Raw genomic sequence first — 25,898 nt, 5'->3', positions numbered from 1 at the left:
TCCCACCTGCTTATACCATTTCTTGATGCTTTTCCTTATTATAACTGTTAAATGAAGTAAGTTGTTTATTTCGAAGGCACAAAATTCCGGTAACCATGACTGATATTCCTCCAGTAATACAAAGAACCTGGATACTAACACCAATTCCCAGCAATGCCGATGTAACCATATAGGACACTGGAATAAGGCCGGTCGAAGCAAGAGCCATGATACTCATCACCCTGCCGATCATCCGTCGATCTGTTGTCTGCTGCAGCATAGTCGAGATTGGTATATTGGTTAATTGAAGACAGATACCAATAGCAAAAATCGCTGCTGCAGAGGACCAAAAATGAATTGCTGCACCGTACAAAATAAAGAATGCACTCATTGTGATCAAACTGAATATTACTGTATGTCCTGGATTCTTTAAGTTTTTGAGCAGCACCAGGCTAAGCGCTGCAGCAAGAGATCCAATCCCTAATGTACCTTCTAAGATCGTCAAACCTAACGCATTCGTTTCAAAGACATCCTTTGCCAGCAATGCGACCGATAAAGAAACCGGACCAGTCAGGAAAAAGTTGATGAAGAAGCTCACTATCATTATGGTACGAATCAAAGGATTATGTTTTACATAGTTGAAACCTGCTTTCACATCTTCTAGTGGTGATTGTTTTATCTCAGCTAGTTCTTTCTGCGTTGAGATTGTCCGCAGCAAGGAAATAGAGAAAGTTGCTGCACATAACATGACAATAGCAAGAGTAAATACTGCAGGAAATCCACCCAGCACAATGAGACTTCCTCCGATAGCCGGTCCCACAATAGGACTGACCATATTCGTCATTTGCACCATCGCATTACCTTGCTGCAAGTTCTCTGGTTTAAGTACTTCTGGCAATAATGAACTTGCTGCCGGATAAGAAAATGCATCCGACACTCCAAAAAGCGCAGACAATACAAGTAAGTGCCAAGGCTGTAACATATCCGTAAGCAAGAGTACAATTACGATACCAACCAATATTGCCCTAGAGGCGTCAGACGTAAGTAAAATTAATTTTTTCGATATACGGTCTGCTGTTATGCCGCCAATAATAATAAATAATAGCCTTGGAACCGAAGCTGCAAAGAAGAGCATCCCAAAATAAAACCGATTTTCAGTGATGGACAACATTAGCCATTCCGCACCCATTAAGTAAACATAATAACCTGGAGCAGAAAATAACATACTGATAAATACCAGCCTAAAATTACGATTGCGAAACAGCTGCCATTTGCTTACCATTACTTCTTCTGCCATTTCTCCGACCTTCTTTCCGTTTGTTACCTTTAGTGTAACCGGGCAGAAATACACAGAAAACGAACTTTGGATTGGAATTGTCTCCGCCTTAAGACGGAGACAATTCTCGGACCATTCAGTACAGCAATAACTCGATCCATCTACAAGTGATCTTTAAGTTTACGATCTGCTTTGATATAAAGAAGTGAAATGGTATTGTAAAAATAATGAACACCCATACCTTTTTAAAATTGAAGAACGTATAAACAATAAAGGGGTGAAAAAATGGAGCGGCCAAAGCAAGTTGATCGTCAGTCTCAAATAGAGGAAACAATGGATAAGCTGTCACATTACTGTCTATATCTTACGAAGAATAAATGGGATAGCGAAGAAATAACACAAGAGGCAGTCTTAAAGACACTGACAAAATATAAGGAAGACACGTTTCCTCCGCCAGTCAGCCTGTTGAAAAAGATTGCTTATCATGCCTGGATAGATCGGATACGCAAGCGGAAAAAAGAAGAGCTTGTATCTGAAATTCATGACTTAGCGACAGCAGATAAGAAAGAGTCAGAGCAGCAGATGGATCATCTACGAAAACTTACACCAAAGCAACTGGTCGTTTTTGTCTTAAAGGAAGCTTTTCATTTTCAATCTACAGAAATTGCAGCGTTACTCGGTATAAACGAATCGGCTGTTAAAGCGCTTCTACACAGAGGACGCATGAATATTTCAAACGACACTATACACCCACTCGTCCGGAGCTCTTGGGAAAACTTGCAGCAGGAGGAAATCTTGGAACTTGTGGAAGTCACACTGAACAAAGACGATCCTGCAGAGCTTATTCGCTTACTACCTAATATGCTTCATGCTTCAAAGTCTTCCCTTCAAACAAACTCAAATGTTTATATGGCTGCAGCCTAAAGCTGCAGTTATTTTTTTGCCCATATCTTATAACATTTTCATTTCGTTCTAATTAAGAAGAATGAAAGGAGAGTGTTAACAATGACTGCAATACCTTATGTAGTGGAGCAATCGAATATGGGCGAACGATCCTATGACATCTATTCAAGATTGTTAAAAGATCGAATCATAATGGTGAGTGAAGAAATCAACGATAGCATGGCCAATGCAATTGTGGCGCAGCTGTTATTCCTAGCTGCAGACGACCCGGATAAGGATATTTCACTATACATCAATAGCCCAGGAGGTTCGATATCAGCAGGTTTTTCAATTCTCGATACAATGCAGTATATAAAACCTGATGTACAGACGATTTGCACAGGCATGGCTGCTTCTTTTGGTGCAATGCTGCTTCTTGCCGGAACGCCGGGAAAAAGATATGCTCTGCCAAATAGTGAAATTATGATTCATCAGCCGCTTGGAGGAGCCAGAGGTCAGGCAGCCGATATTGAGATTACTGCTAAAAGGATTATTAAACAAAGGCAGCATATTAACCAAATAATAGCGGATTTTACCGGACAGCCGATCGAAAAAGTAGCTGCCGATACTGATCGTGATTATTTTATGAGTGCTATGGAGGCGAAGGATTATGGGATTATTGACGCCGTTTTGATCCGCAAATGAGAACTGCATACGTATAAATATGCTCTTAAGGAATTTCAGGTACTCGGCGAGACCTAGAAACAGAAAAATTAACGCAAACAAATTTTGTAATTTCCTGCTATAAGCTCCCCTGACTGCACAAATGATATTATTTATGAAAAATCCCCCCAACCTGAGATACACCTCAAATTAGGGGGGGATTTTTTTGAGACTAATTTCGATCCCACAGCTGCTCCTAAAACCATAGCAATAAACAATATTCTTTTCCTATCCTAGGTACAGGAAAAGTATAATGGTAATGAATTACTATTGATTGCAGAAATTGGAGGGATTCAAGTGGCAAAACCAGTGCTTTTAGAAGAGAAATTTGAAAGTAAAGAATTAAATAGCTTACTCCAATGGCGTTATGAACCTAAGAAATGGTTTATTGACACAGCTAGTTCTCAGTTAGTTTTAGTAACCGATCCGGAAACAGATTTCTGGCAAAAAACACATTATGGCTTTGAAAATGACAATGGGCATTTTCTTTATACAAAAACAGATAAGAACTTTAGGATGACCACAAAGGTTAAAGCATTGCCAAATGCAAAGTATGACCATGCAGGGTTGATGATTCGCCATTCAAAGAATACCTGGGTAAAAACATCCTTAGAATATATAACAACTAGTTTAAGCAAATTGGGCGCAGTAGTTACAAATCAAGGGTACTCCGATTGGTCAACACAGTATGTAAAGGATAAAGAGATTGACTTATACTTCCGGATATCCAGAATTGCTTCTAATTGTTATATTGATTTTTCCTGGGATGGCGAAGAATGGATGCAAATGCGGATAGCACATTTGGACATTCCCGATGATGTTCCAATTTCTGCTGGATTATTTGCATGCAGCCCTCAAGGAAAGGATCAGTCTGTGCGTTTTGATTTTCTTACCATAGAAGAACTTTCATCTGATCCAAAGGAAGCTTACTTGTAAGTTTCCTGCTCATGGTATCTGGACTGCGCGCCAAAAGTTAGAGTGACACATAACTTTTGGCGTGCATTTTTATGGTGAAATATAGCGAAGGTTTCAAACTAAAAATTGTAAAATATTATAAAATGGACTTAGGGGTTATGACTTTCTAGCCGACAAGAATGATGATGAAATATACAAATTCTATACGATAATCGTAAAGAATTACTATTTACAAAAAGATGAATATCCATTATAGTCATTGAAGAGTCATCATATCTTCAATTAAAGGAGCTATTCATATGAATCCCAAATTACAAAAGAAAATCAACAACTTAGAAAATGGCGATAGATTTCCTGCAGATAAATTATTTGAGTTTTTACCTATCAAAAAAGATGACCTTGTATTAGATCTTGGAGCTGGTACTGGTTACATTTCCCTTGCTATTGCTGAACTCGTTAAAACTGTCTATGCATTCGATTATGATGAAGATATCCTTAAATACTTGGATACAGTAGCAAAGGAAAGAGACATCACAAACATTAATACTGTTGCAGGTAACTTTAAAGATATTCCGTTAGATAACCATTTTTTTGATATAGCTATTGCTTCAATAGCTTTGCACGAAGTTCAGCCCCTTTCAATAGCTTTGAAAGAAATCAACAGAATCTTGAAAGACAAAGGCTTGTTCTTATGTATTGAATTTGAGAAGAATGAAACTTCTACTGGACCAAGAGTTTCTTCTAAAGATATGGAAGCTGAAATCCTTAATGCTGGCTTTTCAATTGTAGATAAGATTTATCCATCAGAAAAAGTTGCGAACCAGTCTATCTATATTATCCTAGCTCAGAAGAATGATTTGTAGAGTTGTCGCCAGTGTTAGAATGTATAAAAGTGGGTAGGAACGAATGTACAAAAAGACTGAACATTATTGATGTGCATCCTAAAGGTTAGAGTTCAATGTTAAATAGCCAGTTGGCTGGTGTGAAGACGGTATTGTACCGGACTCATGCCAGCCAATAAACTTACTTACAAAGCAATTAGTATTTGTATTAACCTCCATACATACTATTATCTTGTTCATTCACTTCTTTCTTTTCTGGCAAGTAATTCAAGGAAAAGCCCACAAGACTGAATAATGCACTCAGAATAATGGTGGGATTTTTAAACCATTCAGCACTTTGGATGATAAGATCTCCCTTTTGCAGTATTATGCCTATCATCTGGCCCACCACGAGTAAAGTGCCGCAAGTCAGGAAAGCTACAAGCAATACTTTAAACAAAATCTCCGCGATTTTCCGCATAAATATCGACTCCCCTTCATTTATACAGGTAGTATCTCCATTCCAATCAACCAGCCGATCGCTACGATTGGAAGCATATAATAAGCAATAAGCGGCATGAACGTTTTTTCCGGTCTTGCTCCTGCCAATCCGGAAGCAATGAATATTGAACCCGATGCAGGTGGTGAAGCTCCTTCGGTTGACGAGAATGCCAGTATTGCCACCACAGCTACGATTGGGTCTACACCAGCAGAGGTTAAGGCCGAGAAGGATACCAAACCAACTGCTGTGAGTGTCGCCGTGGACGATAGCGGTCCAGCTACCAATGTCACCAATATTCCAACCATCAGTACCATCAGCCATTTGGGGACATCAAGTGAAGAAGTAATATGGCTAAGATCATCTGCAAGCCCTAATTGTGAAAGTACTTCGCTCGCAGCCACAGCAAACAACATTAGCGCACCGATAGTTGTAAACTGCGGGATGGCAGATGACAGCATCTTAGACCAATGCGCCAGGGATCCAGGTGTTCTTTTCCAGCCGATAATCAAACTGATGATCATAATCAGGATAGGTATCCAAGTAATCAATGAAATTGCGTCCATTGCTTCTGGTCCGATATTAGGATTATTCGTCAAAGCTTCTGCAACCGGTCCTACTGTGACAAGAATCGGAATCAAGGCACCGGCGAATATGAAGATGGACTTCCAGCCCTGCTTAACAGCTTCCCTGAAACCGACCAGATCCTCTGATGGAAGGGCTTTGATACCGTTCTTCTTAACAAGCATGAATACCAATATAAGCCGGTACAAGACCTGGTAAGCTCCACCAATCAAAAGAGCGATGTAAAGGTCACCCTCTGCAACTACAGCCCCGACCGGTGCAAATCCAAGCATGATGAACATGGAGGAGTTCGGTGGCAATGCGGCCCCCAAACCACCATTTCCAGCCAGGATTGTCGCTGTTGTTTCACGGCTCCAGCCAGATTTGATCATCCACTGGGCTGTGATCGATCCAGTGGTGGCTGTATTGGCTGAATTAGAACCAGATAGGGCTCCAAGAATAGCTGAGCCAACCGTACTCATGTAGGCTGCACCACCTGGCAGCTTTCCGATAAGTGAATTGAGTATACGCAGAAGGGCTTGGATCAAATTGAGCTTATCCACTAAAAAAGCCATGAAAACAAAGGCAACGGCCGCATATAATACTTCATAAGTGGAAGCAAAAACCAAACCTTCCCAAAATAATCTCGGGGCTTCCGTTCCACCAAATAATACCGTGGCAACGAAACCAAGCAACATTGCTTCTCCCATATTCCGCTTCACTACTACATTCCAGATAATAATGACCGCTATAAACACTACAAGCGCGATAAAACCAGTCATTCAATCTCCCTCCACTTCAGCTCGGCCTTTAAATAAAACGCTTACAAATCAGGTGCGAGATACTTCTTTTTCTTCCATCAGCAGTTCGAGGACCTCTTCCCACGTATCTGGCTTGCTTCCTTTAAATTTTTCCGAGATATTCAATTCGGCAAGACGTTCCAATTTTTCCTTTGCAGCAATCGAAATACTTGCATCCAGATTGGATTCTTGCAGCATCTCTATGGAACCTCCCAATTCCACCGCACGCCTGTTGGCGTGAAGTGCACTTCCCGTCACTAACCGGTTCATTGTTTCCACAAAGGTCTTGCTGTTCATCGTCTCATCGATTGAACGGATGGCTTCTTCTTCCACTCCATACTTCTTGGCAGCTTCCAAAAACTCAACCATTAAACCAACGACACCTTTCATATAAATACTTCTGATCAGCTTGAGTGCTGACGCATCGCCAGGATTGTCGCTTATTTTGGTGATTTGCATGCCGTAATCCGCTACGTTTTTCATAAATCCATCCGTTCCACTTCCACTTGCAGAAATCGGTACCTTGTGCTGATAAACAGGTAATGGTCCCAGCATTGCCGCATCGACAAACAAAGCTCCCCCATCCTCTACTACACTGGCAGCTTGTTTCTTTATTTTTGGAGTAGCGGCTGATACATCCACATAAACCAAATCTTTCTCTAAGCTGCCTGCTAGTGATTGTGCAACTTCCAAGGTCTTATTGGCAGGAACTGCAGCGATAACAACACTGCAAACCGCTGCAACTTCACCAGCACTTTCCAATAATTCAACATTTGCTTTGTTTGCTCTCTCTCTTATACGATCAGAGAAGTTTGGATCATCTAAAAGAGCATCAAATGCATAAATTTGATCAACACCTTCTGCATTCAATCCAAAGGCCATCTCATACGCTGCTTCTCCAAACCCGATAAACCCTAATTTCATATCGTTCACCCCCTATTCTTAGTACTGTTTCATTTTGCTTTCCAACCATTTTGGCGCCAAGGACATTGGATCAGGACTTTCCTGAGATGAGTATTGCGCAATTGTTTCCAATCTCTTTTCTTCATACTTCAATTTTTCCAAAGCTTTATGGAGTACTTCGTCTATTTGGTCAATCGGAACGACAACTACACCATCATCATCAGCTACAACTAAATCACCAGGCGCAACACGAACACCACCGCAAGAGATGATTTCATTCACTTCACCCGGACCATCTTTAAAAGGTCCATTCGGATTAAAACCCTTACTGTAAATGGGGAATTTTAATTCTTCCAGTGCTTTTTTATCCCTGACAAGACCATCAATCACTATACCTTCCACACCAATTGCTTGAGCCGAACCGGCCATCAGCTCTCCTAAGTAGGCATTATTTGTGTGTCCCTTTCCATCAACTACAAGTACATGGCCTTTCTTGGCTGAATAGATGGCTTGGTGGAGAATTAAATTATCTCCCGGCCTCAGACTCACTGTCATAGCTGTACCTACGATTTCCATCCCGGAGCTTACAGGTTTGATCCGGTAATCCATCGCACCCGTGCATCCCATTACATCGGCAAGCAGCGTAGAACTTAAATTTTTGGCCATTTCGATTACTTCATTAGGCAGCAACGAAACTTCCTTCATGTTGTGACTCACCCCTTATAAGTAATGAATATTACAACGATACTACATATAGGTAATAAATATAACCTCGTTGAGGAGATGATACCATTGCTTCATAACGTTGTAAAGCGCTTTCATTGATAAATTAAAAAATGAGCCATCACATTTTATTTCGTGTGATAGCTCATCTCCGTAAGAATGGAGTTAATTTTATCTAATCGAGGTTTGGTACGCTCCGGATAATTAATTGCCAAGGCGCTTAAAATGTAGTCAGCAATCAAGATTGCCGACACAATGGAATTATGTGATCCGATACTTGGTGAAGGGCAAGGCAATATGTAATCTGCATATTTTGATACTGGTGATGTGTAGCTGTCCGTTATCAGGATTATCTTCGTTTCAGCTGCTTTTGCTACTTGTAAAAGCTGACTGATACGTTTGGCATATCTCGGATAACTGACTGCAATGACCAAATCGGATGCATGAAATGTAACGGCATCCTCTACCCAATCCGTCGTATCGGCATTGAAATAACGGCTGTTTCCCAAAATCCGATTTATCCCCAGTGAAAGATATTCCCCTACAGGTCTACCGCTCCGTACACTCGTACATAGTATCTGATCTGATTCAGCGATTAATTTTATTATTTCTTGTAAAGTCTCGGCCGAGATGCTATCCAATGATGACTGAATATTATTGTACTGCTGCTCCACATGCTGATGCATGAGTTCACTTTTAGTTGTGCTTTTTAAGTTTGCTTCCAGTCTTGTTTGCGGTGCTGCCTTGTGCTTCATGGACGCTTGGAGCTCTTTTTGCAGCTCCGAAAATCCCGAATAACCTACAGCTGCAGAAAACCTCATGATCGTTGCTGTACTTGTCCCTACCATTGTAGCAAGTTTATCCACTGTCAGAAACGCAACATCCATAGGGTTCTGAATGACATATTCTGCAATTCTCCGTTGCGCATCCGTCAAATTGAATGCATTTGATTGAAGTTTTTGAACGAGATCAGCCAATGTTTTCCACCTACTTAAATCAATTTGGATACAATCATTTTAACAGTAAACGAATACTTTATCTCCTCTAATAAACGAAAAAGACACTCATAAGAGTGCCCGGAGTTTGTTGGCATAATCTAAGAAACTACTGAAACTCCATCCCTTAACTCATTGAATCATGATTAACTATATCAACCAGCTTAAATTCTTTGTTCTCCTATTCAAATTTCAGGATGCAGCAATTTCCAATGCGTTCCTGCTGTTCGATGGAACTTGTATGCTCCCAATACCTAAAGTTTCTACAAGCTGCCCCATGAGATACAGCTAAGACGACTTTGTTATCTCCATCCATGATTTTTTGTACGTAGCTGCCATTCTTTCTTGTAATGCTTCCTGATCTTCACCACCATATTTAACAAAGAAATCATCATAAGGAAGTGGTGGATTCTCTTTCAAAAGTACCGAAATTCCATTCTTTTAATCCTTTCAATCTCGTGTATGGCATATCAGTCACAATTTCCAAAGTGTCACTCGCTCTTTCCGAAGTCGAACTAAAGGCTTAATCAAACACAATATTATGTTCCTTGTTGGCGGCAGCTTTGGCTTGTTTGATACCTAATGCTGTCAGTGGTGAATCACACCAGCCTTGAACTTTTTTTCTTTTGTTGAATAATGTTTGTCCATGTCTCATTAAATACAGTGTTTTTTCATTATGCAGCTCCTTCATTTTTAATAAACAATCCCATATCAAGGAAGTAGATTTAATTTCCTGCCGTATATCACTATTTAGGAAAAGAATTAAATATGCAGTTCTATTAAACAAATTTTATTAGTTAAAAGAGCTTTGAGAGGATTAGGCACAAACTTGATATGATTGTGTTTATGGTTAATCAAAAGTTTGTGACATAATGAAAGGGGTTACATGAGCAGCTTTGCTAAGAGGAGGACTATATAAATGGAATATACAAAACTAGGGAATACAGGTTTGGATGTATCCAGATTCAGTCTTGGATGCATGAGTTTTGGTGATGCTGAAAAATGGATACATCAATGGGTACTTGACGAGGAACAAAGTCGTTCCATCATAAAAAAAGCACTGGATCTCGGAATCAATTTTTTTGATACGGCAAATGTGTATTCAATGGGAACCAGTGAAGAATTCCTTGGGCGCGCCTTAAAGGATTATGCAAATCGTGACGAAATAGTGCTGGCGACCAAAATCCATGGGCGCATGCATGAAGGCCCAAATGGTGCAGGTCTTTCTCGCAAAGCCATCATGAGTGAGATTGATAAAAGCCTGAAGAGACTGGGTACAGATTATATCGACCTATATATCATCCATCGCTGGGATTATAACACCCCGATCGAAGAGACGATGGAAGCATTGCACGATGTGGTGAAAGCCGGAAAAGCTAGATATATCGGGGCCTCTGCCATGTACGCTTGGCAATTCCAAAAAGCATTGCATGTAGCAGAGAAACATAACTGGACACGCTTTGTATCGATGCAGAATCATTACAACCTCATTTACCGCGAAGAAGAGCGGGAAATGCTTCCTCTTTGCAAAGAAGAAAAAATCGGTGTGACTCCGTACAGTCCCCTTGCTTCTGGAAGACTAACACGTGATTGGTCCGAAACAACTCTGCGTTCCAAAACAGATCAAATTCAAAAATCCAAATACGATAAAACTGCTGATGCCGACCGCTTTGTTGTCGAACGGGTAGCCGAAATTGCAGAAAAACGTGGAATACCACATATCCATATTGCACTTGCCTGGCTGCTGGCGAAAGAAACAGTTACATCTCCCATCATAGGAGCGACAAAGATTTCTCATCTGGAAGATGCCGTAGGTTCTTTATCCGTAAAGCTGACAGATGAAGAAATGACATATCTGGAAGAACCGTACGTTCCTCATGGTGTAGTCGGACCAAACTAAAAACAACATTACCAAAAAGCTACTCTCTTACGGAGTAGCTTTTATTATAAGCTGAGTACAAAATAGTATGTTCACCTAAATTATCCCTATAACAGAATCGGTTTAAAAAACAGACTTTGCCTTTTACTAAACAGAAAGAATACACAAATTCTTTTCAGGTTAGATAAGAAAAAATTAGTCGTTGACAGAGGTTATATTCCGTAAAATCTTGAACTCTATTTAGACGTCATGTAAAAAGTGTTGGTTTATCAGATAGGAGGAGGATATTTTGGATAATTCTTTATCATTTCATGATTTACGAAAGTGGAAATATGCTCTTTTTGTTCTTTTTAGTCTGCCTGGGCTATCTTTTTCTACATGGATTTCAAGAACTCCGGATATTCGCAATACACTTGAGGCATCTACCTCTTTAATGGGTTGGATTATATTTGGTTTGGCATGTGGTTCCATTGTTGGACTACTGATCGCAAATAAGGTAATTGCCAAACTGGGGACCCGTCCTGTTATATTGATTTGCTTGATCTTCATCATACTTGGCCTTTCTTTAATAGGCATTAACGCTTCGTTTTTCCCGGTACCCTTTTTAATCTTTCTATCATTGGTCCTATTCGGTCTGGGGTACGGAATGGGAGAAGTCGCCATAAATGTTGATGGTGCATTGTTAGAGCAAGCCGCCTCAAAAACCCTCTTACCCGCATTGCATGGTTGTTTCAGTGCAGGAACGTTGATTGGTGCAGGTTTGGGTTATCTGACACTAGGACTTGGTATTTCCACTTTATATCATTTAATCGGTATTGTATTCATATCACTCATTTTAATAGGTGCTTTTATCAATAAAATCCCCAACGGAAACGGAAAAGCCATAAAAGAGACGGAAAAAGCTGATGGGGAATATAAATCAAATGTGTGGAAAGAAAAGCGTACTATTTTAATTGGATTGATAGTGTTAGGCATGGCTTTTGCAGAAGGATCGGCCAATGAGTGGCTGCCGCTTGCTATAGTTGATGGGTTCGCTGTGGGGGCTCAATCTGGTACGCTTGTCTATGTCGTTTTTCTAAGTGCTATGCTGGTTGCCAGGATAAGTGCCGGATTTTTCTTGGATCGGTTCGGGCGTGTTACAGTTCTGAGGTACGCTGCAATTTTTGCTGCAATTGGTGTTGGCGTATTGATCTTTGCACCTAATTTACCTATAGGAGTGTTAGGTGTGTTTTTATGGGGTATTGGCGCTTCCATTGGATTCCCTCTCGGCTTATCAGCAGCTGGTGATGACCCTATTGACTCCGCACAAAGAGTCGGAGCTGTTTCCATCATCGGCTATTTGGCCTTTTTAGTTGGTCCCCCGCTACTAGGTATGTTAGGAGATGCAATTGGACTGCTGAATGCAATGAGTACGGTGCTTCTTGTAGTGGTCGCTGTATATTTCTTAGCTCCAATTGTTAAACATCGTATTCCTCCAAACACGAAGAAAGCATCCCATTCTTAACATATCATGTGTAATCCGATAGATTTCACGAGATCGAGCCTTGTTCGCAAGCCTTGTATAAAATCATCAATAAAAAAGACGCTGACTAGCGTCTTTTTAGCTTCCATATTATTCGATTCTTCGATTCAAAGTCTTCCTTTCCCCTTCTCTTTCACTGCCGTAAGGATTGTAATGGTACCAATAATAAAAATGGTGCCTACCCATTCTGCCAAACCATACGGAATATGGAACCATATAATAGAGAGAAATGTTGCAGATAACGGCTCAACTGAAGCTAACAGACTCACTTTGGAGGCTTCAATATATTTCGTACTTTCTAAATAAAAATAAAAAGCAATGACGGTACCAAAAATAATGACAAAAATGACCGCTGCTATTGAGGATATTGTCCACTCTCCCTGTATCGCCCAAGGGGGATTGATGAAACTGAAACTGACACCGCCGATCAGCATCCCCCATCCTACTACTATTCTAGCACCCCAGTTAGCAAGCAGCTTTAGAGGCTGCAACGTATAAAAACTTAAAGCAAAAGCCGAAGCAACCCCCCAGAAAACGGCCCAGCCAGAGATGGAAAGAGATTGTATGTTACCGCCTGTGACAAGAAGGAATGTCCCTATAATCGCAATGACAACAGATAGAACAATTGTGAATGATGGTAAATGCCTTGACCTTACAGCCAAATAACAAGTAATGATTGCTGGCGCCAAATATTGGAGTATGGTCGCTGTCGCTGCATTTCCGTGTTCAATTGCGGCAAAGTATGTATATTGGACTGCGAGCATTCCCAGGATCCCAAAAAGGATAAGACTGATTGCTTCGTGCTTATTTTTCCACACCCCCCATACTTTTCGGCCATCTTTCACAAAAGCAATTGACAATAAGACAACTCCGGCAGCAAGCAATCTTACTACTGTAAGCCACTCCGTGCTGAATCCTTTTGTTTGAAACAAAAATTGGGCAACCGTCCCTGAAACACCCCAAAAGATAGCTCCAATTAGTACTAATGCAGTACCAATCAGTTGATTATTTTTCACTTTACATTCCCCCTGCTCTGTTACAATAGTGTCATGATAATGAAAGATACATCTATTTGATACTAAAATCGTATATAAAAATATAAGTATATTGAGGTAAGAGATGCAAAACAAAGAATTTCTAATCAATCAGGATTTAGAAGAATTAACCCAGCATAGAACAGTTGAATTACCTGTGGCATGCTACGAAACAACAATCAAGGAAAATATACACGGACATATTCCGCTGCATTGGCATAATGAAGTCCAGTTTGTCCAGATTCTGAATGGTAGTGCTGTATTTCAAATCAATGAAGAGAAAGTGATGGTTAACAAAGGCGAAGGTATTTTTATCAATAGCGGCTGTTTGCATAAAGCTGATGACTATAACAATTCAGATTGCATTTATATATGTTTAAACGCTTCTCCTTACACTTTTCTGTCAAAGGAACTGCACACAAAGTATGTAAGCCCATATATTCAAGCGACTAATTTGACGCACTTGCATATAGGAAAGAAGGAAGAATGGGAGAGAAACATCCTTAAAGCAATATTGGAAATTCATCAACTGATTGAGCAAAAGAATCCATTTTATGAGATAGTCGTAGTAAATCACCTTAATCTTATATGGCAAAACTTGATCATGCATGGCATGCAGCTGGAATATAGCGAATCAGAAATGCAAAGAAGTCAGCGGATGAAACACATGCTCAATTGGATCCATCTGCATTCCGATGATAAAATCAATTTGGCCGACATCGCAAAAGCCGGCAAGCTAAGTCGGGCCGAGTGCTGCCGTTATTTTAAACGCATAGTCAAACAATCTCCTATGAACTATGTAATGGAATATCGGATAAATAGAAGCCTGTCCTTGCTTCAAGACCCAAGTTCCAATGTCACAGAAGTGGCCTATCAAGTAGGATTCAACAGCAGCAGTTATTTTATTGCCAAGTTTCGTGAATCTATCGGAATGACACCATTAGCTTATAAAAAACAGCAGCAGGCAAAGCTCCAATAAAATTTAGATCAAACATTCCGCCTCATTTACCCAGTCATCCCAGCTTTGTATATGTTAGTTGCTTCCACCGAAACGAACTTTATTCCAGAAGAAATCTGTCATGTATGCCTGGCCAATCAATTTTATTTATCTAGGTACCTATGTTTTGACTGGGGCATTGCCGCTTTAAATTTCTCCATGAATTAAAAGCGACAGGACGGCTCCCTGTCGCTTTTAACTTTTTCATATATTCACTTAGCTAAAGACATGATGACGCCCTCTTGGTACTATCATCGGGGTATTGGACACTGGATCTTGAATAACAGTACAATCAAGCCCGAATATTTCTTTGATCAATTCATCCGTGATGATGTCAGATGGCTGTCCTTCTGCTATCAGTTCTCCTTTGCGAAGCGCAAAGATATAATCTGCATAGCGAGCTGCAAGATTGATGTCATGAAGAACCATGACAATCGTCGTGCCATACTTATTATTAAGATCTGTCAGTAAGTCGAGGATCTCAACTTGATACGTGATATCCAAAAATGTCGTTGGCTCATCAAGGAATAATATATCCGTCTGCTGAGCCAGTGCCATTGCGATCCAGACACGCTGTCTCTGTCCTCCTGATAATTCATCCAGATGCCTATTGGCAAGATCTGTGATCCCCATCATATCCATTGCTTCTTCGACCGCTTCGTAGTCCTTTTCCGACCATCCACTCAGCAAGGATTGATGCGGGAATCTGCCTCTGCCAACCAAATCAGCCACTGATATTCCATCAGGAGCGACCGGCGACTGCGGCAACACCCCTAATACTTTAGCCAGTTTCTTTGGCGGCATCTTGTGGATTGCTCTTCCATCCAGAATGACTTCTCCTGATATCGGCTTGATCAGTCTTGCCATTGTTTTGAGCAAGGTAGATTTACCGCAGGCATTAGGACCAATAATGACGTTGATCTGGTTATTTGGAATACCAGCATCGATTCCGTGAAGGATTTTCTTATTATCATAGCCAGCAACAATTTGCTCTGCTTGAAGATTGTGAGTCGATTTCATCATAGATATCCCTTTCGATTCATCCGTATGAGTAAATAAAGCAGATAAGGTGCACCGACCAACCCTGTTATGATGCCTACAGGATACCTGACTTCGAAGGCGAATTGCCCGATCAAGTCTGCACCGAGCACTAAATTGATGCCTACAAGACCTGCTGTCAGCACATTTGAATAGCCAGTCCCTACCAATCTCTTTGCGATCGGACCCGAGAGGAATGCGACAAATGCGATCGGGCCGGTGGTTGCAGTTGCAAAAGCGATCATGAATACAGCACTTAGTATAAGAATCAATCTTATCTTATTGGTGCTTAATCCGAGTGATAAAGCCGATTCTTCCCCTAATTCAAGTATGTCTAAATGCTTTCCTAAAACAAGAAGTAACGGTGCGCAAATCAGCACTGTACAGATAAGCGGTAATAAAGTTTCCATTTTAGCGCCATTTAGGCTTCCACTCAGCCACCGCAGCGCTGCTGGCATATCTTCTTGACTGCCGATCATCAGCAAATAGGAGATCACGGCGCTAAGCGCTGCTTGAAAACCTATTCCAATCAAGATAAGCCGTCCAATTGAAAAGTGGCTGCCTGATGACAAAAGATAAATAAGCAAAACGGTAACAAGTCCGGCTATTACCGATGCTAACGAAACAGCTGTATTGCTCGTTTGAAAGATAAGTATACTGAACAAAGCCGCGGCACTGGAACCTGTCGTGATACCGAGTACATCCGGATTGGCAAGTGGATTGCGCAGCATCGTTTGGAAAATATGGCCTGCCATTCCAAAAGCCAAGCCTGCAAAAACACCGGCTAACATCCTAGGGAGCCTTATCGTGTTGACAGCAAAATATGCTCCCGGAACTCTCTCCCCCATCAATACTTGAAACACTTCAGAGATAGGATAAATTGTATTCCCCAGTAAAAGCATGGCAATACAAAGACCGATAGCAAGCAGCGCCAGCATTCCGTTGATTACCAGCCATTTTCTGAAACGACGCTGTCTGCCTTGTTTAATCAATCTGATGGTAGAGGTGGTATTCATAATGACTTCACCTTCAGTCTGGTTGCGAGTATTATCAATACCGGAGCACCGATGAAAGCTGTGATGATGCCGGCTTCCACTTCGCCAGGGCTGCCTATCAATCTGCCAAGTACATCGGCTATAGTCAATATAGCAGCACCCGAAATAGCCGACATCGGGATAATGAAACGTAAATCAGGACCAAACATGAGCCGCATGAGATGTGTCGCCAGCAGACCGATGAATCCGATCGGACCAGCCAATGCTGTAACAGCTCCGCACAAGATGACACCAGTGAAAGCAGCTGCAAATGTCAGCAAACCTGTTCGAACGCCTTGACCGGTTGCAATCTCATCTCCCAGCAGTAAAGCATTTAGCGATGGTGCCATTATAATGGCCAGCAATATTCCAGCTGCCAAAAAAGGTAAAAAGATCAATATGTAATCCCAGTTTGCAGCACCGACACTGCCCACTTGCCAAAACCTGAACTGATCCATAACAAAAGAGCGGGGCAGCATGATAGCACTGATCAAGGAAGATAAGATAGCACTCGTAGCCGCCCCTGCCAGTACAAGCTTAAGAGGCGTATTGCCTGTACGCCCCATTGAACCGATTCCGTATACGATGACAGCCGTTAGAATCGCTCCCAAAATCGAAAGCCAAATATAGTGACCAGCCGCGCTAATATTAAAATATGCTATTCCAATAACCACAAACAAGGAAGCACCTGTGTTGACTCCCAATATACTGGGATCAGCTAGCGGATTTCGCGTTACAGCTTGCATGAGAGCGCCGGAAACACCCAGTGCCCCTCCGCATAATAAACTGAATAGCGTACGCGGAATCCTTTCATGAACGACAGCTGCCGTATAAGAATCGGAGCTGTAAGCAAACAATCCAGCCATTAAATCTTCCAACGTTACAGACCTTGAACCAAAAGCCAGGGATGCCACGATACTGATGCCTAGCAAAAGGAAGAAAACCAGCATAATGCCTGCGTAGTAGCTTCGTTTATGCCCCACTGGCCTTTTTGTTGTTACATTACTCTCCATTGTTACTTAACGCTTCATCAATCTTTGTTACATAATTATCAATCGTATACTCAATCGCAAGCGGATTAGGCGTACCAGCTGCCGCCAAATCAGAATTATTAGCGATAAAAACGACAGCTCCATTTTGGATAGCTTTAATCTGTCCCAATCGTGAATCGTTTTTCACAGCTTCATATGTGCTGTCATCGCCATACCCGATGATCAAGTCTACATCATTAAGGACATCTGCATTTTCTGCACTTAAGTTCAGTGAATAAGCAGCTTCGTCCTCGATTAAATCAGAGATGCTTTCGGGGAATTCCATCCCCATTTCTTCTAAGAAGGTAACCCGTGAATCTGCTGGTGTATATAAATGAAACTCAGATAGATCATTTGCCGAGAAGTTGACCCAAGCTACTTTCTTCCCTTTGATTTCAGGATGTTCGTTCACTTTTTCAGCTATCAAGCTTTCTGTGTCCTCGATCAACTGCTCCCCTACTTGTTCCATACCCATACCTTTTGCGTTCATGGTAACTTGATCACGCCAAGAAGTCGTCCATGGAGATGTCGGATAAGCAACAACAGGTGCGATTTCACTAAGTGTATTATAATCTTCTTCCGTTATCCCGGAGTACGCAGCCAGAATGACATCTGGCTGCGAATCTGAGATAGCCTCGAAATCAAGCCCATCTGTATCCTGGTAAACATTCGGATTATCTTCACCTAACGCTTCCAATTTTTCAGCTGTCCACGGAAGCAAACCGCTATCATCCTGGACACCGAAGTTAGCTGCCGAGAAACCTACCGGCACGACGCCAAGTGCAAGTGCAACATCTTGGTTGCCCCATTGGATTGTTGCTACCCGCTCAGGTTTGGAATCTAAAACAGTTTCTCCGAATGCATGCTCAATCGTGATAGGATAACCTGCAGAACTTGATTCCCCACCTGAAGAATTACTTCCTTCTGTATTCTCTTCCGTACTAGATGAACTGGAACACGCAGACAAAACCAATAGGAACAGTACCGCAAAAATTGCCGCTTTAAAAAACGATTTATGTTTTTTGACCACTTTTTATTTCTCCCCTTTTATATGATACTGCTATTCGTGCAACATACTCGATGACTCATTTGTTATAACTCTATGTAAAATTTCCAATTGATACTGGTTCTCATTATCAATGATACAATTAATGGTATTCTTTAATCAAGGCTTTTTTACTACTTTTTAGACTATTCGGAGAAAATTGAGGTTTCTTGTATCCTATCAGGTAAAAGTGTCTTCGTAATCCAAAAAAAAGAGCCACAGTTGATGTGACTCTTTCAGTCGAAAATTATATATCATTGGACATTTCTTATTTCTGTTTCTTCTTCTTTTTTATTCCGCCCCAAAATAAAAGCAAGTACGAACAATACTGTTAAAGCGGTAAAACAAACTACGGTTCCAACGGATATACCTTTGCTGAACGATGACCCGATCAAAATGGTGACAAGACCTGCCAGTCCAACAAGCGTTGTCGCCGGGAACAGCTTCATTCGAAAGTGTGGCATTTCTGCATAATCAGGGCGCAGCTTTAGCTGTGCTGCACATATTCCGATCCAAAGCAGCAGCATGGTGAACCCTGGGATCGTCATCATCGTGCCGATAATGCTTTCCGGAGCAAAGTAAGCCAATCCTGCACCTATCAGTAACAACACTGCATTCAAAGTAATCGCATTGATTGGTGCACCTGATTTCGTGGTCTTCGTTAAGCGTTTCGGGGCTTCTCCTTTTTCAGCCAGTGAAAACATAGTTCGGGAAGTGGCAAACATTCCTGAATTTGCGGCCGACAAAACGGCAGTCAGTAAAATGAAATTCATCACATGGGCAACTCCCGGAATACCGATGGCGTCCATCACTTGAATGAACGGGCTCTCTGTCCCGGCAACTTCATTCCAAGGAATGAGTCCAGCAATGATTGTGATAGGTAAAATGTAAAACAACAGTACCCTCCAGACGACGCCTTTGATTACTTTCGGCAAAACCTTTTTCACATCTTTCGTTTCCGAAATCGCCACCCCGATAAGTTCAGATCCTCCGAACGAGAACATGACGATCAAGCAGGCAGCGAATACACCCTGTATACCATTCGGGAAGAATCCACCATGTCCGAGCAAATGCTGTGTTGGTGTGTCAGGGGCAAAATCCGTCAATCCTAGCAGAACTGCACCGCCTAGCAGGATAAATAAAACTAGCGCGATGATTTTAATACTAGCGAACCAAAATTCCATCTCTCCGTAAAATTTCACTTGCAAACTGTTTATTCCGATGATAAGTGCTGCACAAATGGCGCTTAACAGCCAAAGTGGCGTATCGGTGAACCAAAACTGTAAAAACGAACCTGCTGCTAGGATTTCTACAACCGTGACAAGTGTCCAGTTGATCCAGTACAGCCAGCCTACGATGAAGGAAATATGAAATCCAAACGCCTTATGAACCAAATGCTGCACATTATGATTCGGATACACTACAGCCATTTCTGCCAAAGCAACCATGACAATCAGCAATAATGCACCGCCAAGCAAGTAGGAAACAACCACACCAGGTCCGGCAATCCCCAATGTTTCCCCACTTCCTTTGAAAATACCAGTACCGATCATACCCGCTAACGCCAAAAACTGAACATGCCTAGGTAAAAGCTCTTTGCGCAAACCATTTTGACTCATCTTCTTCTCCTCTTTCTATATCAATTCCTGTAATGTTTCGTTTTGTATAGTAATAGTCATCATCCACGGACAACCACCTCCTTTAAGGATTTTCAGAAAACAAAAAATCCCTGCTGAACTTATTCAGCAGGGACGAAATCATCGCGGTACCACCCTAATTATTGACATGAACATGCCAATCTCTCATTCCTCATAACGGCTATCAACCGTCTTCCCCTCACCAACTGGCTTCGAGAAAGAAAGCTCCCAAATCGTAATTCATGCCGTTCTTTGTACTGACTCGCACCATCCGTCAGCTCTCTGTCTCAGGGAGAACATGCACTACTTCAATCCATTCATCGCTCATCTGTTATTATATTTTTTGGAAATAAAAAATCCCTGCTGAAATAATCCAGCAGGGACGACGATATCGCGGTACCACCCTGATTATTGACATACGACATGTCAATCTCTCATTCCACATAACGGCTGTTCACCGTCTTCCCCTCACCAGACGGGTTCGGAAAAGAAAGCTCCGAGATCGTAATTCATGCTGTTCTTTGTACTGACTCGCACCATCCGTCAGCTCTCTGTCTCAGGGAGAACATGCACTACTTTAATCCAATCATCACTTATCCTTATTTAGCTTATCAAAACAAAAAGTCCCTGCTGAAATAATCCAGCAGGGACGACGATATCGCGGTACCACCCTGATTATTGACATACGACATGTCAATCTCTCATTCCACATAACGGCTGTTCACCGTCTTCCCCTCACCAGTCGGTTTCGGAAAAGAAAGCTCCAGGATCGTAATTCATGCTGTTCTCTGCACTGACTTGCACCATCCGTCAGCTCTCTTTGGCAGGGAGAACACACACTACTGTAACCCATTCAACGCTCATTTATTAATATATTGAGTATCCTACAGGAAACAGGATAAAAGGTCAATATTTTTTTGATATTATATTTTGTTTTGCATCATATAGTTTAAAAGGAAATACATAAAACAAGACTGTTTAAGTATCCGAAAAGTACACATATCCATTGTGGTATAATAGAAGTATCTTTGAAGGGAGATTGTTAATTTGCTAAAAGGCGGAGATAGTGTATTCTATCCATTTCACGGAACAGGAACCATTGAATCGAAGGAATATATAAGGGAAAAAGAGTATCTCAAGATCTTCTTTCCTTACAAGAATTTGCATGTGTTTATACCAAGCCAGAACGAAAATCAGAATGGTCTTCGTCCAATCATTTCAGTAGAACAACTTGAATTGGTGAAACAGGATTTTTATGAAAATGGTGTTCCTTTGCCTTCTTCAGTAAGTGAACGGTCAAAAGTGCTGGACATTAAGATGAAATCAGGTACCACATTAGAAATTTGTCAAATACTAAGGGATTTGCTGAACTTCCATACTTCGGAAGGCCGTCTATCCCAACAAGACAAAAAAATATATAAGTATGCAGAAGAGTTCCTAATTGGAGAGATACAAGCAGCAAAGAATATCTCCTACGATCAAGCATTATCTGATGTGAAAGCGTTGGTTGAGAATCGTTTTAAGATAGATGCGCCTACTTTCAGATAAGAATAAGACTGCGTGGTTTGTTTCTCACTGAGTGATTAGCCCTGCAGGTCAAGTTCATAGTTAAGCTCAGGAGGTAATCCCATTTGGATTACCTCTTTTTGCAGTCTTCCAGGTGCAAGTTACTGAACTCTTCTGCCCCAAAAATCACCATACATAGCAGCCCTTTTCTTATCACTCCATCTTATTAATGACAGTGGTCAATTTATAATTCGCATACTTGTTCAATTGTGTTAAGAACTGATCCAAATGCTCATTTGAAGGAAATCTGCACTCCAGGAGATAACATCCATCTCCGCTGATTTTAAAATTATTAATTGTATATTCACCTTGGCTTTTTATAAATGACAGATAAGGCCGATGGTTTAAACTTTGGGTGAAGATTGTGATGAAAGCATGTATATGACAACCTAATTTTGCTTGGTTAACTTTGATTGTGTATCCCTCAATAACACCATTATCCTCTAGTTTCGCCACTCTGGCAGAAGTAGCCTGCCCGGTCATATGGACCTTCTCGCCCAATTCTTTCATCGTTACGCGACTGTTATGGGATAGTTCCTCCAAAATACGAATATCCGTGTTATCCAGCATGTTATAAGTCCTTTCATTAATCAAGTAAATCCCTCGGAACACTTGATTTAAGTTATGTATTTCCCATTACAGCAAGTATAGACTATACATAGATCAAAGAAAACTTTTTAAAAAAGGAGTTAATGAATATGAAAATACAGCAAATCCGTAACGCAACCATCGTTGTTAACTATGCAGGCAAAAAAATCCTTGTCGACCCGATGCTGGCTGAGAAAGGCACTTATCCCCCCTTCCCAAACTCTGCGCGGCAGGATCAAAATAACCCCATCGTTGACTTGCCGACTTCCATAGAAAATATCCTTAAAGATGTTGATGCAGTAATCGTTACACATTTGCATCTAGATCATTGGGACGACACTGCAAAAGACGCACTCCCAAAGGATATTAAACTATTTGCTCAAAATGAAGAAGATGCAGCTCTAATAAGAGATGCAGGATTCCACAATGTCGAGGTATTAAAAGAGGACACAACTTTTGCTGACATTCAATTAACCAAAACCAAAGGTGAACACGGCAGAGGTCCGATATTGGAAGTTGCCGGCCATGTATGCGGCGTTGTCTTCGAACACCCTAGCGAGAAAACACTTTACGTGGCAGGGGATACCGTTTGGTATGACGGTGTCAAAGAGGAAATCAATAAACATGACCCAGAAGTTATCATCGTCAACGGCGGAGACAATCAGTTCCTGGAAGGCGGTTCTCTTGTCATGAATACAGACGATATTTATGAAGTGCATAAAGCCGCTCCTAAAGCAAAGATAATCTCTGTTCATATGGAAGCAGTAAATCATTGGGGATTATCAAGAGAAGAGTTAAAAGGTTATATTCGTGATAAAGGTATCCTATCCAATGTACTCGTTCCGAATGACGGTGATGCCTACAACTTTTAATACACGACAAAAAATTCCTCATAACTCAAGGTACTAGCTTTACCAAAAGGGCATCCTAAAAATAGGATGTCCTTTAATCAAGTCATTGAAAATAGTTTTTCCATTTAGCACCCAACATACTATAGTAGATAAAATATAAACATAAGCTTGAAAAAAGATAATCATTCCAATTTCATTTTTAATCCTTCATGCGTTGCCTTAAAGCCTAAACGTTCATAAAAATGTAAAGCATCAACCCTTATTTTATCTGTTGTGAGTTGGATTAAGTGGCAGCCACGATTTTTTGCACGTTGAATTGCCCAATTTATAAGTTCGGTTCCTACTCCTTTACCGCGTACATATGCGGTCGTTCTGACACCTTCAATTGTAGCTCTCCACCCTCCCTGGTGTGTAATATATGGAGTAAATGTAATTTGCACCACACCAATCACTTCGTTATCTTGATTAGCTACTATCAACTCATTATTAGGATCAGATGTTATAGCTTGAAAAGCTTTTTTGTAACTTTCCGGAAGTGGTTGTTCATAACGCTCGCGCTTTCTGCCCAATTCATCATCAGCCAGCATTTCCACAATCCTATCTAAATCTCGTTCAGTAGCTATCCTGAAATTGATTTTCTTTTGCAACAAATCTCCTCCTTCATGACTGAATTAGATAACGGCCGCCCCCATCCACTTTGATCGTTTCTCCCGAATCTAACCGCTCATTTCCGATGCAAGGAAAAGAATCACTCCAACCTATTTATTATAAAATACGAATGGATGAATTGCTTTAAAGGCTTTGCGTATTACTGCTTCCTTTATAATAAGTTAGAAGCTTTTTCTAACTTCAAAGAGGGTTAGTAGGTATGAACGCTGATATCAAACAAATAACAAAAGAAATGACTTGGGAAATACGACATCTTGTTTTATGGACAGATAAGGAATTTGATTATGTCGTATTGGAAAATGACGACGCAGGCAAACATTATGGACTGTTTATCGGTGATAAATTAGTTTCCGTAATTATCTATTCATTGAGAAAGGTGAAGCTCCATTCAGGAAGTTTGCCACTTTGAAGGAAGAACAAGGGAAAGGGTACGGCAGTTTACTGTTACATTATACATTAAACCAATGTCTGAGATTAGGAGTTCGCAAAGTATGGTGCAATGCTCGTGAGGATAAAGTCAAGTTCTATAAAAAAAAGAATGCTAGTTAATCTTAGCATTCTTTTTTATTATACTAAATTAAGTCCAATTTATTCTTTTAAGGCTTAATTTACTTCCTCAATTAAAAGTTTAACGGCCATTTCTCTATCAATCCCTATCAATTGAAAATAGTGATGACTTGCGCTCAAAGCCATTGCTATTACCACTCGCTGAAGCATTCCGCCTGAAAACTCATAAGGATACTGTTTTAATTTTGTTTTTGCATCAGGTATGCCGACCTTCCCAAGCAATTCGATAGCTCGCTGTTCCGCTGGCAGCAGCTTATTTTACCATCCATCTGCTTGGGGGTGATTGGGTCCGGACTGCTTGCCAGGATTCAAGCCAATATGAGCATACAAAAAAAGAAAATCATCAACAAATGATGATCTTCTTTGTCTCTTCACATATGTGCAAAACCAAAACCTAATGCAAACACCATAAACACTAATATTATTGTGCCGTACACGCTAAGTAAGGCTATTCTCCAGCGCTTTGTGCTAAATATGCCTGTTATTAAGGTAAAGGAGACACTTAATAAGAAGAAAGGCAATATAACATATGCTGGTGTTTCACCAAAATCGAATAGTATAATGAAGACACTTACGACAAACAAAGCTACAGAGATAACACCTAGATATTTTTGTATTTGCAATCTGAATTCCCCTTTAAATTCCTTTTTTGACATTTTGCTATAAGCGTTTCTTCTCGTAAATCGTATCTTCGACTACTTATCCCTTTTTTCCACCTAAGGAAATCGCTCGTACCAGCTGCAGTACTTTGCCTATATCCTGCTTCATTGTACACTTCCAATGTTTAAGAAAATCTCTATTTTCTTTTGCCTGCTTCCTCCCATTCCTCTCGCAGGAGCGCATACACATTCGCATCATAGGCTTTCCCGCCATGATAATAATAACTGTGTAATAATCCTTCCCTTATAAATCCGTGTTTCTCCAGCAGGGCAGCTGATGCCTTATTTTTCGGATAAACCATCGCCCCGATCCGAAGCAAATCCAGTTCATTGAAACAATACGCCAGAACAGCTTTCATTGCTTCAGTCGCGAACCCTTTTTTCCAATGGTCCGGATGCAGCTCATACCCGATTTCAGCTCGGCGATTGCTGCGGTTAACTTGATGCAAACCGATTGTTCCGAGGAAATGTCCTTCTTCCTTGCAGAACATCCCCCAGCGGATGACTCGGCCCTCCTGCAGGCCGCAGCGGAAGGAGGAAATGACTCGCTCTGCTTCTTCAATCGACTGGAGTGGCTCCATGCCATAGAACTGCGTGACACTGTGGTCGGACAGTGCAGCAAATACGTATGGTGCATCGTTCATTTTCACTTCATCCAAAACGATTCGTTCCGTCTCTAGCTTTTGGAATGTCAGCATCTA

General features: G+C 41.1%; 27 protein-coding genes, 2 pseudogenes and 3 other annotated features. Of the genes and pseudogenes, 11 read left to right on the top strand and 18 right to left on the bottom strand.

Translation table 11 applies throughout. The features are described 5' to 3' along the window. Positions 1-10 precede the first annotated feature (10 nt). Complete coding sequence (locus BLQ53_RS12735; RefSeq protein WP_093727697.1) at positions 11-1,276, bottom strand: MFS transporter; 1,266 nt, start codon at positions 1,274-1,276, stop codon at positions 11-13. A 264-nt stretch (positions 1,277-1,540) separates the two neighbouring features. Here BLQ53_RS12735 and BLQ53_RS12730 point away from each other — a divergent pair, with 264 nt between their 5' ends. From BLQ53_RS12730 to BLQ53_RS12715, 4 genes are all read left to right on the top strand, one after another. Beyond that, on the top strand, positions 1,541-2,179 hold the full coding sequence (locus BLQ53_RS12730; RefSeq protein WP_093727696.1) for an RNA polymerase sigma factor: 639 nt from the start codon (positions 1,541-1,543) through the stop codon (positions 2,177-2,179). Positions 2,180-2,260: 81 nt separating this feature from the next. Next, the gene (gene clpP / locus BLQ53_RS12725; protein WP_093727695.1) at positions 2,261-2,842 is read left to right on the top strand and encodes an ATP-dependent Clp endopeptidase proteolytic subunit ClpP; all 582 of its coding nucleotides are present in this window, start codon (positions 2,261-2,263) and stop codon (positions 2,840-2,842) included. A gap of 315 nt (positions 2,843-3,157) precedes the next feature. Further along, positions 3,158-3,796, top strand: a complete 639-nt coding sequence (locus BLQ53_RS12720; protein WP_093727694.1) for a DUF1349 domain-containing protein — start codon at positions 3,158-3,160, stop codon at positions 3,794-3,796. Positions 3,797-4,074: 278 nt separating this feature from the next. Beyond that, a complete protein-coding gene (locus tag BLQ53_RS12715; protein ID WP_093727693.1) occupies positions 4,075-4,638 on the top strand; it encodes a class I SAM-dependent methyltransferase in 564 nt (187 codons plus the stop codon). Positions 4,639-4,825: 187 nt separating this feature from the next. On the opposite strand, the gene BLQ53_RS12710 is transcribed toward BLQ53_RS12715, so the two are convergent. From BLQ53_RS12710 to BLQ53_RS12685, 6 genes and pseudogenes are all read right to left on the bottom strand, one after another. Further along, on the bottom strand, positions 4,826-5,077 hold the full coding sequence (locus BLQ53_RS12710; protein WP_093727692.1) for a hypothetical protein: 252 nt from the start codon (positions 5,075-5,077) through the stop codon (positions 4,826-4,828). Positions 5,078-5,097: 20 nt separating this feature from the next. Next, positions 5,098-6,441, bottom strand: a complete 1,344-nt coding sequence (locus BLQ53_RS12705; protein ID WP_093727691.1) for a TRAP transporter large permease subunit — start codon at positions 6,439-6,441, stop codon at positions 5,098-5,100. A 48-nt stretch (positions 6,442-6,489) separates the two neighbouring features. Then, positions 6,490-7,383, bottom strand: a complete 894-nt coding sequence (locus tag BLQ53_RS12700; protein WP_093727690.1) for a DUF1932 domain-containing protein — start codon at positions 7,381-7,383, stop codon at positions 6,490-6,492. 18 nt (positions 7,384-7,401) lie between these two features. After that, positions 7,402-8,067, bottom strand: a complete 666-nt coding sequence (locus tag BLQ53_RS12695; RefSeq protein WP_093727689.1) for an RraA family protein — start codon at positions 8,065-8,067, stop codon at positions 7,402-7,404. Positions 8,068-8,213: 146 nt separating this feature from the next. Further along, positions 8,214-9,062 (bottom strand): MurR/RpiR family transcriptional regulator, encoded by an 849-nt coding sequence (locus BLQ53_RS12690; protein WP_093727688.1) that lies wholly within the window; start codon positions 9,060-9,062, stop codon positions 8,214-8,216. 202 nt (positions 9,063-9,264) lie between these two features. Continuing rightward, a pseudogene (locus BLQ53_RS12685) lies at positions 9,265-9,771 on the bottom strand (histidine phosphatase family protein); the annotation flags it as partial. A 228-nt stretch (positions 9,772-9,999) separates the two neighbouring features. Between BLQ53_RS12685 and BLQ53_RS12680 the strand changes: the two are divergent. Beyond that, entirely contained in the window at positions 10,000-10,980 is a 981-nt protein-coding gene (locus BLQ53_RS12680) for an aldo/keto reductase (protein WP_093727687.1), read from the top strand. A 268-nt stretch (positions 10,981-11,248) separates the two neighbouring features. Then, the gene (locus BLQ53_RS12675) at positions 11,249-12,463 is read left to right on the top strand and encodes an MFS transporter (RefSeq protein ID WP_093727686.1); all 1,215 of its coding nucleotides are present in this window, start codon (positions 11,249-11,251) and stop codon (positions 12,461-12,463) included. A 125-nt stretch (positions 12,464-12,588) separates the two neighbouring features. On the opposite strand, the gene BLQ53_RS12670 is transcribed toward BLQ53_RS12675, so the two are convergent. Then, positions 12,589-13,497, bottom strand: a complete 909-nt coding sequence (locus BLQ53_RS12670; protein ID WP_093727685.1) for a DMT family transporter — start codon at positions 13,495-13,497, stop codon at positions 12,589-12,591. Between the two features lie 103 nt (positions 13,498-13,600). Between BLQ53_RS12670 and BLQ53_RS12665 the strand changes: the two genes are divergently transcribed. Beyond that, complete coding sequence (locus tag BLQ53_RS12665) at positions 13,601-14,494, top strand: AraC family transcriptional regulator (protein ID WP_093727684.1); 894 nt, start codon at positions 13,601-13,603, stop codon at positions 14,492-14,494. Positions 14,495-14,728: 234 nt separating this feature from the next. On the opposite strand, the gene BLQ53_RS12660 is transcribed toward BLQ53_RS12665, so the two are convergent. The 5 genes from BLQ53_RS12660 to BLQ53_RS12640 all read right to left on the bottom strand — a co-directional run bounded on the left by BLQ53_RS12660 (position 14,729) and on the right by BLQ53_RS12640 (position 20,279). After that, positions 14,729-15,532: an ABC transporter ATP-binding protein gene (locus tag BLQ53_RS12660; RefSeq protein WP_093727683.1), complete on the bottom strand. Its 804-nt coding sequence runs from the start codon at positions 15,530-15,532 to the stop codon at positions 14,729-14,731. Beyond that, a complete protein-coding gene (locus tag BLQ53_RS12655) occupies positions 15,532-16,566 on the bottom strand; it encodes a FecCD family ABC transporter permease (protein ID WP_093727682.1) in 1,035 nt (344 codons plus the stop codon). Before BLQ53_RS12655 ends, BLQ53_RS12660 begins: the two co-directional genes overlap by 1 nt. Further along, on the bottom strand, positions 16,563-17,534 hold the full coding sequence (locus tag BLQ53_RS12650; protein WP_425288306.1) for a FecCD family ABC transporter permease: 972 nt from the start codon (positions 17,532-17,534) through the stop codon (positions 16,563-16,565). The genes BLQ53_RS12655 and BLQ53_RS12650 overlap by 4 nt, the downstream gene beginning before the upstream one ends. Positions 17,535-17,586: 52 nt before the next feature. Beyond that, positions 17,587-18,645, bottom strand: coding sequence for an iron-siderophore ABC transporter substrate-binding protein (locus tag BLQ53_RS12645; RefSeq protein WP_093727680.1), 1,059 nt, complete (start codon positions 18,643-18,645; stop codon positions 17,587-17,589). Positions 18,646-18,914: 269 nt separating this feature from the next. After that, positions 18,915-20,279: an amino acid permease gene (locus BLQ53_RS12640; protein WP_093727679.1), complete on the bottom strand. Its 1,365-nt coding sequence runs from the start codon at positions 20,277-20,279 to the stop codon at positions 18,915-18,917. 125 nt (positions 20,280-20,404) lie between these two features. Continuing rightward, positions 20,405-20,627: a binding site (T-box leader), on the bottom strand. A 45-nt stretch (positions 20,628-20,672) separates the two neighbouring features. Then, positions 20,673-20,896: a binding site (T-box leader), on the bottom strand. Positions 20,897-20,939: 43 nt separating this feature from the next. Next, positions 20,940-21,163 (bottom strand) — a binding site (T-box leader). 181 nt (positions 21,164-21,344) lie between these two features. On the opposite strand from BLQ53_RS12640, the gene BLQ53_RS12635 reads away from it, so the two are divergent. Continuing rightward, positions 21,345-21,845 carry a CarD family transcriptional regulator gene (locus tag BLQ53_RS12635; RefSeq protein WP_170829690.1) on the top strand — a complete coding sequence of 167 codons (501 nt, stop codon included), beginning with the start codon at positions 21,345-21,347 and terminating at the stop codon, positions 21,843-21,845. A gap of 171 nt (positions 21,846-22,016) precedes the next feature. Here BLQ53_RS12635 and BLQ53_RS12630 read toward each other — a convergent pair whose 3' ends face one another. Beyond that, positions 22,017-22,433 carry an Lrp/AsnC family transcriptional regulator gene (locus tag BLQ53_RS12630; protein ID WP_093727677.1) on the bottom strand — a complete coding sequence of 139 codons (417 nt, stop codon included), beginning with the start codon at positions 22,431-22,433 and terminating at the stop codon, positions 22,017-22,019. Between the two features lie 128 nt (positions 22,434-22,561). On the opposite strand from BLQ53_RS12630, the gene BLQ53_RS12625 reads away from it, so the two are divergent. After that, a complete protein-coding gene (locus BLQ53_RS12625) occupies positions 22,562-23,323 on the top strand; it encodes an MBL fold metallo-hydrolase (RefSeq protein WP_093727676.1) in 762 nt (253 codons plus the stop codon). 161 nt (positions 23,324-23,484) lie between these two features. On the opposite strand, the gene BLQ53_RS12620 is transcribed toward BLQ53_RS12625, so the two are convergent. Next, positions 23,485-23,949 carry a GNAT family N-acetyltransferase gene (locus BLQ53_RS12620; RefSeq protein WP_093727675.1) on the bottom strand — a complete coding sequence of 155 codons (465 nt, stop codon included), beginning with the start codon at positions 23,947-23,949 and terminating at the stop codon, positions 23,485-23,487. A gap of 221 nt (positions 23,950-24,170) precedes the next feature. Between BLQ53_RS12620 and BLQ53_RS12615 the strand changes: the two genes are divergently transcribed. Both BLQ53_RS12615 and BLQ53_RS19470 read left to right on the top strand, forming a co-directional pair. Continuing rightward, a complete protein-coding gene (locus tag BLQ53_RS12615) occupies positions 24,171-24,380 on the top strand; it encodes a hypothetical protein (RefSeq protein WP_093727674.1) in 210 nt (69 codons plus the stop codon). Further along, entirely contained in the window at positions 24,377-24,520 is a 144-nt protein-coding gene (locus BLQ53_RS19470) for a GNAT family N-acetyltransferase (protein WP_170829689.1), read from the top strand. The genes BLQ53_RS12615 and BLQ53_RS19470 overlap by 4 nt, the downstream gene beginning before the upstream one ends. Positions 24,521-24,646: 126 nt before the next feature. On the opposite strand, the pseudogene BLQ53_RS19065 reads toward BLQ53_RS19470, so the two are convergent. From BLQ53_RS19065 to BLQ53_RS12595, 3 genes and pseudogenes are all read right to left on the bottom strand, one after another. After that, positions 24,647-24,781, bottom strand: a pseudogene (locus BLQ53_RS19065) (ATP-binding cassette domain-containing protein); the annotation flags it as partial. A 128-nt stretch (positions 24,782-24,909) separates the two neighbouring features. Then, entirely contained in the window at positions 24,910-25,161 is a 252-nt protein-coding gene (locus BLQ53_RS12600; RefSeq protein ID WP_093727671.1) for a hypothetical protein, read from the bottom strand. 173 nt (positions 25,162-25,334) lie between these two features. Then, a complete protein-coding gene (locus BLQ53_RS12595; protein WP_093727670.1) occupies positions 25,335-25,895 on the bottom strand; it encodes a GNAT family N-acetyltransferase in 561 nt (186 codons plus the stop codon). Positions 25,896-25,898: the final 3 nt, after the last annotated feature.

It is taken from the genome of Terribacillus halophilus (genome assembly GCF_900101385.1).
Taxonomy (GTDB): domain Bacteria; phylum Bacillota; class Bacilli; order Bacillales; family Amphibacillaceae; genus Terribacillus; species Terribacillus halophilus.
Note: the sequence above shows the minus strand (reverse complement) of the source record. Positions and strands in the feature narration are given on the sequence as shown.

Bases quoted from the DNA above. Each gene is read 5' to 3' on its own strand.
- BLQ53_RS12705 (WP_093727691.1), bottom strand. From the start codon at position 6,441: ATGACTGGTTTTATCGCGCTTGTAGTGTTTATAGCGGTCATTATTATC.
- clpP (WP_093727695.1), top strand. From the start codon at position 2,261: ATGACTGCAATACCTTATGTAGTGGAGCAATCGAATATGGGCGAACGA.
- BLQ53_RS12625 (WP_093727676.1), top strand. From the start codon at position 22,562: ATGAAAATACAGCAAATCCGTAACGCAACCATCGTTGTTAACTATGCA.
- BLQ53_RS12695 (WP_093727689.1), bottom strand. From the start codon at position 8,067: ATGAAGGAAGTTTCGTTGCTGCCTAATGAAGTAATCGAAATGGCCAAA.
- BLQ53_RS12655 (WP_093727682.1), bottom strand. From the start codon at position 16,566: ATGAATACCACCTCTACCATCAGATTGATTAAACAAGGCAGACAGCGT.
- BLQ53_RS12715 (WP_093727693.1), top strand. From the start codon at position 4,075: ATGAATCCCAAATTACAAAAGAAAATCAACAACTTAGAAAATGGCGAT.
- BLQ53_RS12615 (WP_093727674.1), top strand. From the start codon at position 24,171: ATGAACGCTGATATCAAACAAATAACAAAAGAAATGACTTGGGAAATA.
- BLQ53_RS12650 (WP_425288306.1), bottom strand. From the start codon at position 17,534: ATGCTGGTTTTCTTCCTTTTGCTAGGCATCAGTATCGTGGCATCCCTG.
- BLQ53_RS12710 (WP_093727692.1), bottom strand. From the start codon at position 5,077: ATGCGGAAAATCGCGGAGATTTTGTTTAAAGTATTGCTTGTAGCTTTC.
- BLQ53_RS12735 (WP_093727697.1), bottom strand. From the start codon at position 1,276: ATGGCAGAAGAAGTAATGGTAAGCAAATGGCAGCTGTTTCGCAATCGT.
- BLQ53_RS12660 (WP_093727683.1), bottom strand. From the start codon at position 15,532: ATGAAATCGACTCACAATCTTCAAGCAGAGCAAATTGTTGCTGGCTAT.
- BLQ53_RS12665 (WP_093727684.1), top strand. From the start codon at position 13,601: ATGCAAAACAAAGAATTTCTAATCAATCAGGATTTAGAAGAATTAACC.
- BLQ53_RS12700 (WP_093727690.1), bottom strand. From the start codon at position 7,383: ATGAAATTAGGGTTTATCGGGTTTGGAGAAGCAGCGTATGAGATGGCC.
- BLQ53_RS12680 (WP_093727687.1), top strand. From the start codon at position 10,000: ATGGAATATACAAAACTAGGGAATACAGGTTTGGATGTATCCAGATTC.
- BLQ53_RS12730 (WP_093727696.1), top strand. From the start codon at position 1,541: ATGGAGCGGCCAAAGCAAGTTGATCGTCAGTCTCAAATAGAGGAAACA.
- BLQ53_RS12630 (WP_093727677.1), bottom strand. From the start codon at position 22,433: ATGCTGGATAACACGGATATTCGTATTTTGGAGGAACTATCCCATAAC.
- BLQ53_RS12640 (WP_093727679.1), bottom strand. From the start codon at position 20,279: ATGAGTCAAAATGGTTTGCGCAAAGAGCTTTTACCTAGGCATGTTCAG.
- BLQ53_RS12595 (WP_093727670.1), bottom strand. From the start codon at position 25,895: ATGCTGACATTCCAAAAGCTAGAGACGGAACGAATCGTTTTGGATGAA.